This window comes from Luteitalea sp. TBR-22, assembly GCF_016865485.1.
GTDB lineage: Bacteria > Acidobacteriota > Vicinamibacteria > Vicinamibacterales > Vicinamibacteraceae > Luteitalea.
This window is the reverse complement of the sequence record NZ_AP024452.1, coordinates 2,684,174-2,700,544: the sequence shown is the minus strand read 5'-3', so window position 1 is coordinate 2,700,544 and position 16,371 is coordinate 2,684,174. Positions and strand designations below refer to the sequence as shown.

The window sequence follows — 16,371 nt, the reverse complement described above, 5'->3', positions numbered from 1 at the left end:
GACAGGCCGGCCGCCGATCAATTCCAGATTTCAAATCTCAAATTGCTAGGGCAGCTTGGTCGCCACCGCATTGGTGCCCGCCGCCCACTGCTGCCCGCCCGCGTCGCTGTACATCGCGCGCTCGACGACGATCGGCACGGCGCTGCTCTCGACGAGCAGGCCGACCCGCTTGCCGAGAGCACTGGGGAAGAATCCCGCGTCGCCCAGGGCGATGTTGAAGCGGCTGTTGGCGCCCACCGTGTAGACCTGCTGCTCGGGCGCGCCGGTCTCCGACACCATCGTCACCGTGATGGTCGCGCTGGTGCCCGACGGGTTGCTCACCAGCACGTAGGTCTTGGTGTTGCGCGCGCCGCCCACTTCCCCCTCGGCCAGAGCCCACCTTAACGCCGGGGCCGTCACGCCGCCGCTGTTGTGCGCCTCGCCCCATGTGCTCGAATCCCCCGGCCACCACATCGACCGCTCCACCAGGATGCCGACGCCGTTGTCGACGATCACGTCGGTCGAGACCGCGGTGTCGGCCAACCGTGCGTAGTCCGGGTTGCGGGCGATCAGGGTCGCATCGCGACCGAGGGCGTCGACCCAGACCGTGCCACGCGCCATCGCCGGCACCATTTCCCGGTGCTCGATGACGGTGCCGTCGCCGAGCAGGAACCGGAGACGCACGTTGGCGTCCTGGCTCGACGGGTTGGCGAGCAGGATGAAGAGGTCGAAGTAGCTGCCCGTGGCGCCCTCGGCGAGCAGCCAGCGCTCGGCCGGCGCCGTCAGGGCGACGCTGTCGTGGCCCGCCGTGAACACCTGGCCGTTGCGATCGAGGTACATGGCCCGCTCGGCGATGATCGGCGCCGAGGCGTCGATCCGCGCCGAGACTTCGGCGGCCTCGAGCGAGTCACCGTCGGACCAGCGCTCCATGTCCACCCAGACCGTCAGGCGGGCCCCCGGCGCCACGGTGTAGGACTTGGTCCGCGGGGCACGACCGGCGCGCAGGTACGTGATCGTCGTCTCGGCGGCTGCCGTACCCGGGTTCAACAGCAGGTAGAACGTGTTGAAGCCGGCCATCGTCGCGCCTTCGGCGAAGTACCAGGTGGTGCGCGGCGCCTCGGTGGCGCTCTCGGCGTGGCTGCCGTAGCCGGTGCCATCCCAGCTGACCGTGCGGTCGGCGACCACCAGCGTGCTCGACTCGATCGTCGTGGCGAACGAGTCGCGCACCCCGGCCACCGTGCCGACGTCCAGCGTCGCCCGCCGGCGCGGCGCGATCGTCACCCAGTGCTCGGTCGTGGTCACCACGCCGTCGGCATCGGGCGGCGTCGCGAAGCGGAGCTGCACGTAGGCCGTCACGGTCGCGCTCGGGTTGACCAGCGCGATGCGCGTCGCGAAGAACGTGTTCTGCACCCCTTCGGCGAGGTACCGCTGGACGACGCCGCGCGGATGCAGGCGACGCTGGTACTCCTGCAGGTTGGTGAGTCCGTCGCCGTCGGGGTCGCCGGTCGCGCCGTCGGCGCCGGTCCCGACCGCAGGATTCAGCCCGGCCTGAATCTCCCAGGCGTCCGGCAGGCCGTCGTTGTCGGTGTCGGTCGGGGCGATCACCGGCGAGGCCTCCTGCTGCACGGTCACGCCCTTGCCGGCGATGGTCACCGCGGCGCCGCGCGCCGTGCCGTTGTTGGCCGCCGCCACGTAACTGATGGTGCCCGGTCCTGTGCGGGTGGCCGGCCCCGACAGCGTGAGCCAGGACGCCGTGCTCGCCACGCTCCACGTGCAGGCGCTGCCGGTGTTGACCGAGAACGGCGTCACCACGCCGCCGCCGTAGCCGATCGACTGGACCGACGGCGTCACGTCGTACGTGCACGACCCGCCGCTGCCACTGTCGACCGGGTAGATGAACTGCAGCCCGGCGAGGTCGTCGGGGCCGATCGCCGGCGGCACCGGCGTCACCGTCTGGCAGCACGAGGGGTACATGATGTTGCTGGTCGCGTTGGCGACCGAGCCATCGGTCGGCGTGTGGCCAAGGCCGATGGCGTGCCCGACCTCGTGCTCGGCAACCCGCGCCAGGAACAGGGACTGACCCAGGGGCGCCATCTCCGCCTTCGTCGTGAAGATCACGAACCCGTAGGTGATCCTGGAGAAGGTGGTGCCGTTGACGATCCTGGTGGGGCTGCCCGAGCACGCGCCGCCGATGGCGATCACGCCGCTCGTGGTGATGTCGTCGTCAGGATCCTCGTAGGTGATCAGGCCGCCGCCGGGGACCGGCGGCGCGCCGCAGTTCAGCGTCGCGTTGGCGGCCACCACCCGCGTGCCGCCGTACACCAGGGTGATCGAAGCGGACGCGGGGTTGGTCCAGGCGGCCATCGCCTGCCCGAGTTCGGCCTCGCTGTTGCCCGAGTCCAGCGGTGGCGCGGTCAGCGTGTTGCGGTACCAGGTCACCGGCAGGCCGCTGTCGGCCTCGTGCCAGCGCATGTTGCCGAGGAGGCGGAAGCCTTCCACGGTCGGCATCACGGCGGCCACCTCGCCGATGGAAGGGGCGACGCCGGGAGAAGACAGCCGCGTCGGCGCCTGCCGGCGCACTGCCCGGACGGCGGCGTCGAAACTGGCCAGCGACCGACGGCCGGGTCCCGGCGTCGCCGCACCGACGAGGGGTTCGTCGGTGTCCTGGCGTACCAGTTCGGTGCCGGCGGCCGACTGGCGCACGCCGAAGATCGAACGCCCCATCGCCGACGGACGCCACCCGCCCGCCTTGCGCTCGACGAGGGCGACGATGTCGTCACCCACGAGGAACCGCGCGGCGCCGGGGACCACCAACGTGGTGTCGCCGACGGTGCCCCCGAGTTCACGGATCTCGATGACCCGATCGGTGCCGCCCGTGTAGTCGTCGACCACGCGGACACGCGCCACCGTCTCGATGGCGCCCGACCCGGCGCGGCGTTCGGTGCGGACCGACTCGACCCGTCCGCGCACGATGCGGTCAGCGGCGGCAATCTCCTCGGCGTCGGTACGTGCCTTGAGGGTGGCGGCAAGCGCAGGTGACGGTGCGCACGCCAGCCATGTGGCGCAGGCCAGCGCAGAGAGGGCAGCGAGCGAGGGACGTGGCGTCCGGGGAAGCGGGGACATGCCAACCCGCGACACTGCAACTCCCCTGCCGTCGAGTTTTCCAATATCGACGCCGTCACGGGGCCGTTTCCGCTCTGGCCCCGCGAGGGAGCAAGGGGCCGTGATTACGAAACTGCACGCGGCCTGACAGAAATGTGGCCGGAACCGACGGCCGTCTGCCCGGCGTCGGCACGGCAGGCTCGAACGGGCCAGGATGCCGCGCGCAAACCCGGGCAAATTCGCCGACCGACGCTTTATTCGAAATCAAATCCGACTGCGGGGATTTTTCTTCTTCTTTCTCCTATAATCCGAGGGTTTGCCGCCGTTCCCGATGGCCGGGTTCCTGCGGCAGCGGAGGCTTCGCATGACCTGGTTCCGTGGCGCCGCTCTGGCGGCCCTCGCCCTCCTGGCCACCGTGCCGCACGCGTTCGCGCAAGGCGCGTCGACGTGGTTCCTGGCCGAGGGCGCCAACAACAGCACCTTCACCGAGGAGATTCTCGTCGGCAACCCGTCCTCGCAGGCGCTCACGGTGACCGTCACCCTGCTGCCGCAGGCCGACGCGCAGGCCCCGACCCTGACCAAGTCGTTCCCGCTCGCGGCCTCGTCGCGGCTCACGGTGCGCCTCGGGTCCGACTTCAACCTCAACGGCAGCGCCTCGGCCCGCGTGACGGCCGTCGTGGCCAACACCACGACCCCGGCCGACATCGTCGTCGAGCGCACGATGTACTTCCAGGGCGCCACGCAGCCCGGCTCGCACAACGCCAGCGGCGTCACCCAGGACGGCCTCTCCGAGACCTGGACCCTGGCCGAGGGCACCGGCGGGGTGTTCGAGACCTTCGTCCTGGTGGCCAACCCGAACGCCACCCCGACCGAGGTGCGCGCCACGTACCTCACCGGTACCGGCCAGTCGTTCACCACCACCCAGACGGCGCCGGCCAACTCGCGCGTCACCTTCTACCCGCGCGGCGAGCACGTCGCCCTCGGATCGGCAGACTTCTCGACGGTGATCGAGTCGCTCACGCCCGGCAGCGAGGTGATCGCCGAGCGCGCGATGTACTTCGACGCCTTCAAGAGCGGCCACGATGCCCTGGGCGTGACCAGCCCGAGCACCACCTGGCTCTTCGCCGAGGGCAACACCGCCGGAAACGGCTCGATCGCCTTCGAGACCTTCCTGCTGCTGGCCAACACCAACAACACGGCCACCATCGCGACGGTGGACTACCTGCTCGACAGCGGCCAGGTGGTGACGATCAACTACCCGCTGCAGCCCCGTCAGCGCACTACCGTGTGGGTGGACCAGGAAGGCCGCGCCGTCGACGCCCGCCTCAAGGCGGCCGCCTTCGGCATGCGCGTCACGGCGACCCAGCCAATCGTGGCCGAGCGCGCGCTGTACTGGGGCACCCCGTTGGCCTCGGACCCGACCTGGGCACCGTTCCCCTGGCGTGAAGGCCATGCGACGGCCGGCGTGACGGCCGCGCAGGCCAAGTGGGCGTTCGCCGAGGGACAGCAGGGCGTCTTCGGCACGAGCGCGACGACGTTCAACACGTTCATGCTGCTGGCCAACCCCAACGGCACGCCGATCAAGGTGCAGGCGACGTTCGTCCGTGAAGACGGCAAGGGCATCGTGCGCTCGCTGTGCGTGCCGGCCAACTCGCGCGCCAACATCTGGACGGCCGACTTCGTGGAGTTGTCGGGCCAGCGCTTCGCCACCTTCCTCGAGTCGATTGCCAGTGCCGATCCCGCCTGCCCGGCGAGCGCTGGCGCGACGTTCGTGGCCGAGCGCGCCGTGTACTCGGGCGACGGCTTCCTGGCCGGTCACGTGAACGTCGGCACGCCGTGGACGGGCACCATCGCCACGCCGCCGGTGGCCCCGGCCTTCGCCATCACCGAGGTGTCGCCGTCGATCGGCCGCATCAGCGGTGGCCAGGCGGTCACGATTCGCGGCGGCGGCTTCCAGCAGGGCGCGAAGGTGTACTTCGACAACGCGGCCTGGACCGCCGATCGGAACGCCAACACGGTGCTCGCCGACGTCGACCAGGGCCAGAGCGTCGTCGTGTCGCAGGACGGCTCGACCATCACTCTGCTCACGCCGGCGCGCGACTTCTACAACGGCTACCAGACGGCCGGCCCGACCACCGTGCGCGTGGTCAACCCCGACGGCAGCAGCACGACGCTGACCAACGGCTTCACGTTCCGGCTGAACCTGCTCGCCTTCGGTGACGAGCACGTGCTCGGCGGCGGCCTCGCGACGCCATGGCCGAAGAGCCTCGAGAACCGGCTCAAGGCGTACCAGAAGGACCTCTACACGACGAGCGGCAGCGCCGCGCAGTCGCCGACCGGCCAGAAGGTGCTGCAGTTCGGCGAGTACGTGAAGGTGACCAACGCCGGCGTCGCCAACGAGTGCACCTCGGCCACCGGTCCCGGCTGCACCGGCACGGCGGGCTCGGCGCGCTTCCCGTCGCTGGCCGACCAGGTGAAGGCCGCCAACCTGTCCGACGAGTTCGATGGCGTCATCTTCGCCACGGGCGTCAACGACGTCGAGGCGGGCATCTCGGTCAACAGCGTGGCCAACGCCCTGCGCAGCATGGTGACCAGCGCCAAGAACCGCAAGATCACCATCTTCATGACCAAGTGGGAAGAGACCGCCATCGGCAGCCTCGACTCGACGTCGGTGAAGGCTCTGGGCGACGCGATCTGGGGCGTGACCACCGACACGTCGCTCGGCGCGGAGATCTATCGGCAGTCGCTGTTCCGGGTGCAGACCTCGGGCGGCACTCCCACGCAGTCGGGCGCCGACCAGGTGTCGAGCGACCTGCTCACCAAGGTCGCCCGCGAGTTCCCGCTGCAGCCCTGCGACCGCCGCAACGACAAGCCGGGCAAGGGCTGCCCGCTGAACCCGTAACGCACGCTCACGCCCTCGGACGCCGCACGCTCGTGCGTCCGAGGGCGCCGCTCGGCCTTGGGCCCTGGGCCCTGGGCCCTGGACCCTGGACCCTGGGCCCTGGGCCTTGGGCCTTGGGCCTTGAGTCTTGGGCCTTGGCGCTCGGGACTCGGAGCTTCTGACCTTTGAGCCGTGAGCCGTGAGCCCTGAGCCGTCAAGCCCTGAGCCCCTGCGCCTTGAGCCCTGAGCCCCAGCTGCCGCGAGCGCGCCGCGCACTCGCGGCCTTCGCCATCTGCCTGCTGCTCTCGGTGATCCACACCTGGCCGCTGGCATCCGCCCCGGCGACGCTGAGTCGCAACGACAACAAGGACACCGTCCTCAACACCTGGGCCATCACCTGGGTGGCGCATGCGTTGGTGACGGCGCCCTCGCGCGTGCTCGCGGGCAACATCTTCCATCCCGAACGCAACACCATCGCGTTCTCCGACCCGGTCATCATTCCGGGTGCGCTCTCGGTGCCGGTGCGCGCCGCGGGCGCCGGGCCGGTGCTGACCTACAACCTCTCGCTGCTGCTCGGATACGCGCTGTCGGCGTGGTCCATGTGGTGGCTGGCCTGGCGATGGACGGGGCGATTCTGGCCGGCCCTGGTCGCCGCCAGCCTGTACGCGTTCAACGCGCACTCCCTGGTGAGCATGGGCCACATCCAGGCCATCCACGCTTACGGGTTGCCGCTGCTCCTGGTGGCACTCGACGCCCTCGGCGACCCGCAGGAACGGCGCTGGTGGCACGGCGCGCTGGCCGGCGTCGCGACGGCGCTGCTGGCCCTGACCTCGGGCTACCTGGCCATCTTCGGCATCGTCTGCGGCCTGATCGTGCTGGTCGTGCGCCTGCGCGGCTGGCTGCAGCCGCCCTGGCGACCCCTCGTCGCCGGCGCCGTCGTCGGCAGCGTGCTCCTGGCGCTCCCCGTCGTGCCGGTGATGCACGCCTACCGCGAGATGCAGGCGACGCACGGCTTCGAGCGATCGCTCGACCTCGTCGCGGCGATGTCGGCCAACGGCGCGGCCTACATGGCCACGCCGGCGCGCGTCCACGAGGCGTGGGCGCGCCACGTGTACCAGACGCGTGAGCCGCGCGATTCCCTCTTCCCCGGAGTGGCCGCCGTGCTGCTGGCACTCGCGGCGTTGGGGTGGCGCAGCCCCCGGGCGATGGACGCGGCTGGCCGGCCGGCCCGCGCGGCCGATGGCACCGACGCCGTCCCGGCGTGGAGACACCCACACGTGCGCATCGCGATGGGCCTCGTTGCCGTCGGTCTCGTGCTGTCGTTCGGGCCAGCCACGCCGGTGTACCGCGCCTTCTACCATCTGGTGCCGTTCGCCAGCGGCGTGCGCGCCGCCTCTCGCTTCGGCGTCCTCCTGCTGACAGGCCTGGCCATCCTCGCGGCCTTCGGGGTCGCGGCGATGGCTCGACGATGGCCGCAGCGCGCCGGGGTCCTGGCAGGGCTTGCGCTGGTGGCGGTGAACGTCGAGGCGTTCCGTGGTCCTGTGCCGTACGTGCCGGCAGCTCCCATCTCGTCGGTGTACGCGGTGCTGGCGACCCGCCCCGACGGGGTCGTGGCCGAGATGCCGTTCTGGTGGCGCGGCATCGACGTGCCCCGCAACGCCAACTACATGCTCGACTCGACCACGCACTGGAAGCCGTTGCTCAACGGCTACAGCGGCTTCACGCCGGAATCGTATCGACGCCGGGCCGACGTCCTCTGGTACTTTCCATTCAGGAGCGCCAGTTTCGACGAACTGGACCGTGCCGGCGTGCGCTACCTCGTCCTCCACCTCGCGGAGTACGGCAGCCAGCGTCGCGAAGCCCGCGACCTGATCGACGCCTCGGGACGCTGGCGTGCGATCGCACGCGACGAGACCACGGTCCTGTACGAGCGCGTCCCGTAAGAGGAATCGTTCCACGTGCCTGCCATGCTTCGAGTCGCCGCGCTGTTCGTCTCCCTGTTGGTCGTGGTCGTGCCGGTGGCAGCCCAGGACGCCTCGCGCTGGTTCCTGGCCGAGGGCGCCAGCAACGCCGTGCTCGAGGAGGAAATCCTCGTCGCCAACCCGACCGCCTTGACGCTGGCCGTCACCGTGCGCCTGCTGCCCGACGCCAGCGCCGTCATCGCGCCGGGCGCCGTGTTGAGCAAGACGTTCCCCCTCGGCCCGACCAGCCGCCTCACGGTGCGGGTGGCGCAGGAGCTTCCGGGTCTGAACGGCGCCGCCTCTGCCGAGGTGTCGGCAACCGTCGCCAACTCGACGACCCCGGCCGACATCGTCGTCGAGCGCTCGATGTACTTCCCCGACGGCACGCGCCTCGGCGCGCACAACGCGAGCGGCGTCACGCAGGCCGAACCCCGCTGGATCCTCGCCGAGGGTGCGAGCGGCGCGTTCAGCACGTTCATCCTCGTGGCCAACCCCAACACCTCGTCGACCACCGTCCGCGTCAGGTATCTCAAGAGCACCGGCGAGGTGATCACGTTCACCCAGGCGCTCCCACCGAGCAGTCGGACGACCTTCTGGCCGCAGAACGACTACCCCACCCAGCTCGGGTCGGCCGAGTTCTCCACGGTGGTCGAGAGCCTCGAGGCCGGCGAGGACATCGTCGCGGAACGCGCGATGTACTTCGATCCGTCGACGACCGGCAGCGGCTTCGCCCGCAGTGGTCACGATGCGCTGGGGGTCCCCGAGGCGAGCAACACCTGGTACTTCGCCGAAGGCTTCACCGGCGGCAACGCGACGACGGCCTTCGAGACGTTCTTGCTGCTGGCCAACCCCAGCGACGCCGCGTCCACGGCCACGGTCACCTACCAGCTGGACTCCGGGCAGACCGTCGCACGCACGTACCCGCTCGGCCCCAACCAGCGACTCACCATCTGGGTGGATCAGGAAGGCCGCGAGGCGGACGCGCGGCTCAAGGCGGCCTCGTTCGGCATGACGGTCACCGCGACCCGGCCGATCGTCGCCGAGCGCGCCATGTACTGGGGCACGCCCTCGGCGGCCGACCCGTCCACGCCGACGTTCCCGTGGCGCGAAGGGCACGCGACGGCCGGATCCACCGTGCTGTCGCCGAAGTGGGCCTTTGCGGAGGGCCGCGACGGCGTCGACGCCGGCAATCGTCCGTACAGCACGTTCTTCCTGCTGTCCAACCCCTCGAACGCCGACGTCACCGTCAAGGCCACCTTCATGGCCGAGGACGGCGGCGGCCTCACGAGCACGGTGGTCGTCCCGGCGCGCGGCCGCGCCAACATCTGGCCGACGGCGGCCCTGCCGGAGTTCGCGGCGCTGGCCAATCGCCGCTTCGCGACGTTCCTCGAGAGCACGGGAGGCGCATCGTTCGTCGCCGAGCGTGCCGTGTACCTCTACGCCGACTTCGCCAGCGGCCACGTCAACATGGGGACGCCGTGGACCGGCGCAATCGTCAGCCCCTCGCGGGCACCGGGCGCGGTCACGGTGACCGGCTACACGCCCAGGGAGATGCGCCTCAGCGGCGGCGAGCTGATCACCATCACCGGCACGGGGTTCGCCGGCACGCCCGAGGTCACTGTGGATGGGCTGGCGGCGACGATCCAGTCGGCGACCGCCACGCAGATCACGGCGCTCGCGCCGCTGCGCACGGCGCTCACCGGCTTCGGCACGCTCGCGGCGAGCACCATCCGCCTGACGACCGCCGGCACGACGCAGACGGTCGGCACGTTCACGCGCCGGTTCCGGGTGCTGGCGATGGGCGACAGCATGACGTACGGCACGATCGTCGAGTACGCCCCGCCCGTGCCGCCGTCCACGACCCCGACCAGACTCCCCGCGTACCAGGCGGCGCTCCCCTACCCGGCGGGCCTGCAGGGCCTGCTCCGCGCCGACGCGCGGTTCGGGAGCGGCGCGACGGTCGACAACGAAGGCTATTCCGGGGAGTGCGTCACTACGGTCGGGTGCTCGAGCAATACCACCCGCGGCGTCGACCGGATCGTCACGCTGGTGGCCGCGAAGAAGTACGACGTCGTCGTGATTCTCGAGGGCTTCAACGACCAGAACGCAACGGTCTTCACCGGCACCACCATCGCCAACGGACTCCGAACGATGGGGCGCGCGGCGCGCGACTCCGGCGCCACCGTGGTGATGGGCCGCATCCACGTCATGCGCAGTGACCTCTGGTCTGCCATCGCCACAATGGCCACCGAGGAGAAGTTCCTGCGCGTGGACTTCGACACCCGCGTCGAGATCGGCGAGGACGGCGTGCACCCGACCCAGAACGGCTACGACCAGATGGCCAGCTTCGTCTACGGGGCCATCAAGGCGGCCATCAAGTAGGGCGGGTGCCGGATACCGGGCGCCGGGCAGCCGGCAGCGGGGCAACTGGTATGAGCACCGGCACGGCGGGCAGCGGCGGGGGCGGCAGCGTCTCGCCTTGCGGCCGAGATGGCGCCGGGCTACCCTGAAACCCCGGTCGTACCGATTTTCTCCAGATGAATTCGCCGTCAGCCTGGCCCCGGTTCGTGCTCGCGCTCCTCCTGTGCGTGGCGATGGCGGACCGGGCGGAGGCCCAGGGGTCCAGCACGTGGTTCCTGGCCGAGGGCGCCAGCAACGGCACGTTCGACGAGGACATCCTGGTCGGCAATCCGTCGGCAAGTGCGTTGACCGTCACGGTCAAGCTGCTCCCGGCCCCCGATGCCCTGATCACGCCTCCCGGCAGCCCGCTGGAGAAGACCTTCACCCTGCCGGCGACCGGTCGCCTCACGGTCAACATCAAGAAGGAGTTCGCGGCACTCAATGGCGCGGCCTCGGCCCAGGTCTCCGCAGTGGTGAAGGACACCAGCACGCCGGCCGACATCGTCGTCGAGCGGTCGATGTTCTTCCCGCTCAGCGGCACCCCCTACGCCGGTGGCACCGGCGCCAGCGGCGTGACCGCGCCGGCCACGCGCTGGATCCTTGCCGAGGGCGCCTCGGGCGTCTTCAGCACGTTCATCCTCATCGCCAACCCCGGCAGTCGAGCCGCGAGGGTCACGGCGCGCTACCTCAAGGGCGACGGGACCAGCGTCTCCGAGGCGATCACGGTGGAGGCGGGCAATCGCGCCACGCTCTGGCCCAGCGCCAATCCGAGGCTCGCCGACCAGGGCTTCTCGACCGTCGTGGAGTCGGACCAGCCGGTCGTCGCCGAGCGGGCGATGTACTTCGACGACTTCCGCAGCGGCCACGACGCGCTCGGCGTCACCGAGGGACGCCGCAGCTGGTACTTCGCAGAAGGGTTCACGGGCGGAAGCGCGACGACCGCGTTCGAGACGTTCCTGCTCATCGGCAACGACAACGCGCAGCCGGCGACGGTGACGGCCACCTACTTCCGCGACAGCGGCGCGCCGGTGACGCGCACCTACACCGTCCTGGCGCGGAGTCGCTTCAACATCTGGACCGACCAGGAGCGGGCCGACGACGGGACGCTGCTGTTGCCGTCGACGGCATTCTCGGTGCGCATCGACAGCTCGATCCCGATCGTCGCCGAACGCGCCGTCTACTGGGGCGCGCCCGCCGCCGACGATCCCACGACGCCGACGTTCCCGTGGAAGGAAGGGCACGTCGTGGCCGGCATCGCGCGGCCCGAGGTCAAGTGGGCCTTCGCCGAGGGCCGACAGGGTGACGATCCCGGCGGCGTCAGCTTCGACAGCTTCTTCCTGCTGGTGAACCCGAACGCGAGCGACATCGACGTGAAGGCGACGTTCGCCACCGAGGACGGCAGCGGCGTCACCGCGACGGTGAAGGTCCCGGCCAACACGCGCACCAACATCTGGCCGGCCGTGACCGGCAACCCCGAGACCGACCAGAAGTTCGCGCTGCTGCAGGGCCGGCGCTTCGCCGTCTTCCTGGAGAGCGTCGGCGCGGCGCCGCAGCCGTTCGTCGCCGAGCGCGCGATGTACTGGAGCGGCTTCGTCGGCGGCCACGCCAACGCCGGGACGCCGTGGACCGGCCCCATCAGCGAGCCGGCGGCCGCCCCGGCCGACGTGCAGGTGACCGGGATGACGCCGACGTCAGGGCGACTGACCGGCGGCACCCTCGTCACCATCACGGGGCAGAACTTCGGCCCCGCGCCGCAGGTCTCCTTCGGCGGACAGGCGGTGGCGGCGACCGTGAATCCGGCCGGCACCGAGATCTCGTTCACCGTGCCCGTGCGCACCGCGACGACCGGCTACGGCACGGCGGGCCCGACGGCGGTGACGCTGGCCAGTCAGGGCCGCTTCGTGAGGGCGCCATCGTTCACGCGCTACCTGACGATCCTCGCCTTCGGCGACAGCCTCACGTGGGGGCAGTACACCAACTACGTGCCTGGCACGACGCAGAAGATCTCGGGACAGGTCGCCCGGCCCTATCCGCGCGAGCTGAAGAACCTGCTGGCCGCCAACCCGCAGTTCGGCCCGTATGCGCTGGTGACCAATGCCGGGTGGCCGGGCGAGTACGTCACCACCAGCGGCGGCAACAGCAGCCCGGGCGGCGCCGTGCGCGCAGCCCGGTGCACGGCCGGCCAGCAGAACTGCTTCTACCCGACCAATCCCGACCCGCGCGACTACTTCGCGCCCTTCGACGTGGCGTTGTTCCTCGAGGGCGTCAACGACCTCAACGCCAACACGCCGACGTCACTGGTCGTCTCCTACATGAGGAACATGGTGATCGACGCCAAGGCGAAGGGCGCGCAGGTGGTGCTGGAGCTGTTCCAGTCCTACGGCAACGACATCTTCGGCAACCCGTCCACGACGCCGTCGCAGGTCACCGACTACAACAACCGGCTGGAGGCGCTGGCCGCGGAACAGCAGGTATTGCGCGAGCGCTATCCCGGGATCGACATGGGCCCCGACGGGCTGCACCCGAACCAGGCCGGCTACGACGAGATGGCGGCGATTGCCTACAACAAGGTGATCGACATCTTCCGTCGCTGCGGCGCGGCCGGGTGTTCGTAGGGATCGGGAATCGGGAATCGGGAATCGGGAGTCGGGAATCGGGAGTCGGGAATCGGCGCCGGCAGCGCTTATCGCACCCAGTACACGACGCGGACGGCCATGAGCACGGCGAGCACCGCGCCGTAGGCCATCGGCTCGCTCAGGTCCTTCCCCTTGACGATCCACAACAGGTGCACGACGCCGCAGACCGCCGCGAGGTAGGCCAGGCGGTGCAACGCCTGCCATCGCCGCCCGAGCCGCCGGATCCATCCTGTGGTGGAGGTGATCGCCAGTGGCAGCAGCGTGAGGAAGCCGGCGACCCCCACCGTGATGTACCGCCGCTTGGCGACGTCGGCGAAGATGGCCGCGGGATCGAAGAACTGGTCGAGCACCACGTACGTGGCCAGGTGCAGGCACACGTAGAAGAACGCGAACAGCCCCAGCAGGCGGCGCCACTGGATGACGCCGTTCCACCCGGTGAGGCGACGAACGGGCGTCACCGCCAGGCTGACCAGGAGCAGACGCAGCGCCCACTCCCCCGTCTCGTCGGTGATGTCGTCGATCGGGTTGGGGCTGAGCCCCCCGAACACGGCGCGATACACCAGCCACGCGAGCGGCGCGAGGCAGAGTATCCAGATGAGGGGCTTGGCTTGACGGGGAGTCACGTGGCGGGCTGGGGGGACGAACGGGACCGTCGCCCAAGGGCGACGGCTACGCGGTGGTTTCGGCGTTCGGCGTCAAACGTCAAACGTCAAACGTCAAACGTTAAACGTTAAACGTCAGTAATTCCTCTTCAGATCCATCCCCTTGTACAGCCCTGCCACCTGATCGGCGTAGCCGTTGAACATCAGGGTCTCGCGCCGGAAGAACTCGCCGATGCGGCGCTCCCGCGCCTGGCTCCAGCGCGGATGATCGACCTGCGGATTCACGTTGGAGTAGAAGCCGTATTCCTGCGGCGCGGACAGGTTCCAGGCCGTCTGCGGCTGGTTGGCCGTGAAGCGGATGCGGACGATCGACTTGGCGCTCTTGAAGCCGTACTTCCACGGCACCACGAGGCGCATCGGCGCGCCGTTCTGGTTCAGCAGTGTCTTGCCGTACAGCCCGACGGCCATGATCGTCAGCGGGTGCAGGGCCTCGTCGAGCCGCAGCCCCTCGCGGTACGGCCAATCGAGCACCGGCGAGCGCAGCCCGGGCATCTCCGCTGGACGCTGCACCGTGGTGAACTCGACGTAGCGGGCCTTGGCGGTCGGCTCCAGGCGCTTGATCAGGTCGCCGAGCGGGAAGCCCACCCACGGGATTACCATCGACCACGCCTCGACGCACCGCAGCCGGTAGACGCGCTCCTCGAGCGGAAACCACTTGAGGAAGTCCTCGAGGGCGTAGTCGCCGGGCTTGCCGACCTCGCCGTCGACCTTGACGGTCCAGGGCGACGGCTTGAACTTCCCGCTGTAGGCCTTCGGGTCGCTCTTGTCGGTGCCGAACTCGTAGAAGTTGTTGTAGCTGGTGATGTCCTCGAACGAGTTGAGCGTCTCGCCCGTGGTGCTGAGCGGACTCTTCCGGACGTTGGGCAGGGTCGTCTGCGCGGCGGCCTCGTCCACCGGCAACAAGGCGCCGGCGATCCCGCCCGCGGCGGCGCCGGCGGAGGCCCGCAGGAACGCGCGCCTGTCGAGGTACAGCCGTTCGTCGGTGATCTCGCGCGTCGGAATCTGCGGCGTGGTGCGAATCAGCATCGGTCCGTTCCGTCTTCTCCGGCGCCCTCGTGGGGCGCCCTGCCTGCATATGTGCCGACGAGGCGCTCCGGTGGCACCCCACACAGGTAGCGGCCCATCGTCCACCAGTTGCGCAGCGTCCGGCGCGCCCAGCCGTCGCGTTCCCATCGGCGTGCCGACGTCAGGGCCGGCACCCGCGACCGCCACGGCGGCCCCAGCCGCGCCAGGGCCCGCGCCAGGGCCACGTCTTCCATCAGCGGCAGGGGCGGGACGCCGCCCACCTGCTCGAGCGTGGTCCGCCGCACGAAGATCGCCTGATCCCCGTACGGCAACCGAAACAACCGCACGCGCGCCCGCACCATCGCCTCGATGGCCCGGGCCTGCCACGCCGGGGCATCCAGCCGCAACCGGAAGCAGCCCCAGTGATAGGACGCGCCCGGCGCCGCGGCGGTCACCTCGGCGCGCCAGCCCCGGCCGAGCCGCGTGTCGGCGTGCAACAGGAGGACCACGTCTCCGCGAGCCTCGGCAACCCCTGCGGCGAGCTGACGGCCACGCCCCGGCGCGGTGTCCAGCCAGGTGACGTCGCCGTGCGCACGTCGCAGCTCGTCGAGCGACCGGTCGGCCGCGTCGCCGTTGACCACGATCCACTGCTCGCCGGCCGCGCGCGCCTGGGCCAGCAGGCCGGCCAGGGCGTCGGTGTCGTGCCACACGGGCACCACGACCGTGAGGGTGGGCGGCACCGGACCGTCGGACATGGGCGCCCCGCATCGTGGCACACTGCGGGCGCACTCGTGCCACACGCTCCCGTCACCCTCGTCTTCGTCACGTGGAACGCCAGGCCGCACCTGGCACACGCGCTGCCACCGGCGCTGGCGACCGGCTGGCCCGTCGTTGTCGTGGACAATGCCTCCCTCGACGGCACGAACGAGTACGTGCGGCTGAGGGCGCCGCAGGTCGGCCTGGTGGCCGCCGACCGCAACCTCGGCTTCGCGGGGGGGGTCAACGCCGGCGTGCACGAGACCGACACGCCGTGGGTCCTGATCCTCAATCCCGACATCCTCGTGTCGCGGGAGGCGATCGAGCGCCTGCTCGCCGCAGGGGAAAGCGCTGACGACGTGGGGGCGGTCGGGGCGCAGCTGATCGGCCCCGACGGCATCCCGCAGGACTCCTACAGCCTGCGCCGGTTCCCGACCCTCGGCTCCATGGCCGCAGAACTCCTCCTGTGGCATCAGGTGTGGCGCGGCAACCCGGCTACCGCCCGCTACCTCGGCGCCGACCTGGACCGCCGCCAGGATCAGGACGCCGAGCAGCCCGCCGCGGCCTGCCTGCTGATCCGCAGGCGCGCCTTCGACGCGGTGCACGGCTTCGACACGGGCTTCCATCCGGCGTGGTTCGAGGACGTCGACTTCTGCCAGCGGCTGCGCGCCCAGGGATGGCGCATCCGTTACGTGGCCGACGCACACGTGCGGCACGAAGGCGGGGTCGCCATGCGCTCGCTTGGGCTCGGCTCGTTCTCGGCCATCTGGTATCGCAACCTGTTGCGCTACGTCGGCAAGCACGGCACGACGGCCATGCGGATGCTGATCCGCCCCCTGCTCGTTGTCGGGATGCTCCTCCGCGCCGTGATCAGCGTCCTGCGCGCCCGGCCCGCCGATGCCCGCGCCTACCTGCGCGTGATCCCGCTCGCCTTCAAGTCGGCCTGAGGCTCAGGGCTCAGGGGCCGCGGCAGAGGCTCACGGGACCGG

At 70.4% G+C, this 16,371-nt stretch carries 9 protein-coding genes; 5 read left to right on the top strand and 4 right to left on the bottom strand.

Annotated elements, in window-relative coordinates; translation table 11 throughout:
* Positions 1-45: 45 nt before the first annotated feature.
* On the bottom strand, positions 46-3,102 hold the full coding sequence (locus tag TBR22_RS11055; protein ID WP_239493041.1) for a BACON domain-containing carbohydrate-binding protein: 3,057 nt from the start codon (positions 3,100-3,102) through the stop codon (positions 46-48).
* 343 nt (positions 3,103-3,445) lie between these two features.
* On the opposite strand from TBR22_RS11055, the gene TBR22_RS11050 reads away from it, so the two are divergent.
* The 4 genes from TBR22_RS11050 to TBR22_RS11035 all read left to right on the top strand — a co-directional run bounded on the left by TBR22_RS11050 (position 3,446) and on the right by TBR22_RS11035 (position 12,938).
* Positions 3,446-5,983 carry an IPT/TIG domain-containing protein gene (locus TBR22_RS11050; protein ID WP_239493040.1) on the top strand — a complete coding sequence of 846 codons (2,538 nt, stop codon included), beginning with the start codon at positions 3,446-3,448 and terminating at the stop codon, positions 5,981-5,983.
* A 215-nt stretch (positions 5,984-6,198) separates the two neighbouring features.
* Complete coding sequence (locus TBR22_RS11045; protein ID WP_239493039.1) at positions 6,199-7,905, top strand: hypothetical protein; 1,707 nt, start codon at positions 6,199-6,201, stop codon at positions 7,903-7,905.
* A 24-nt stretch (positions 7,906-7,929) separates the two neighbouring features.
* Positions 7,930-10,305 (top strand): GDSL-type esterase/lipase family protein, encoded by a 2,376-nt coding sequence (locus TBR22_RS11040; protein WP_239493038.1) that lies wholly within the window; start codon positions 7,930-7,932, stop codon positions 10,303-10,305.
* 155 nt (positions 10,306-10,460) lie between these two features.
* Positions 10,461-12,938, top strand: a complete 2,478-nt coding sequence (locus tag TBR22_RS11035) for a GDSL-type esterase/lipase family protein (RefSeq protein WP_239493037.1) — start codon at positions 10,461-10,463, stop codon at positions 12,936-12,938.
* Positions 12,939-13,006: 68 nt separating this feature from the next.
* On the opposite strand, the gene TBR22_RS11030 is transcribed toward TBR22_RS11035, so the two are convergent.
* From TBR22_RS11030 to TBR22_RS11020, 3 genes are all read right to left on the bottom strand, one after another.
* Positions 13,007-13,582 (bottom strand): sulfite oxidase heme-binding subunit YedZ, encoded by a 576-nt coding sequence (locus tag TBR22_RS11030; protein WP_239493036.1) that lies wholly within the window; start codon positions 13,580-13,582, stop codon positions 13,007-13,009.
* Between the two features lie 114 nt (positions 13,583-13,696).
* On the bottom strand, positions 13,697-14,647 hold the full coding sequence (gene msrP / locus TBR22_RS11025; protein WP_239493035.1) for a protein-methionine-sulfoxide reductase catalytic subunit MsrP: 951 nt from the start codon (positions 14,645-14,647) through the stop codon (positions 13,697-13,699).
* Positions 14,641-15,381: a TIGR04283 family arsenosugar biosynthesis glycosyltransferase gene (locus TBR22_RS11020; protein ID WP_239493034.1), complete on the bottom strand. Its 741-nt coding sequence runs from the start codon at positions 15,379-15,381 to the stop codon at positions 14,641-14,643. The genes msrP and TBR22_RS11020 overlap by 7 nt, the downstream gene beginning before the upstream one ends.
* 36 nt (positions 15,382-15,417) lie before the next feature.
* On the opposite strand from TBR22_RS11020, the gene TBR22_RS11015 reads away from it, so the two are divergent.
* Positions 15,418-16,329, top strand: coding sequence for a glycosyltransferase family 2 protein (locus TBR22_RS11015; RefSeq protein WP_239493033.1), 912 nt, complete (start codon positions 15,418-15,420; stop codon positions 16,327-16,329).
* The last annotated feature ends 42 nt before the right edge of the window (positions 16,330-16,371 follow it).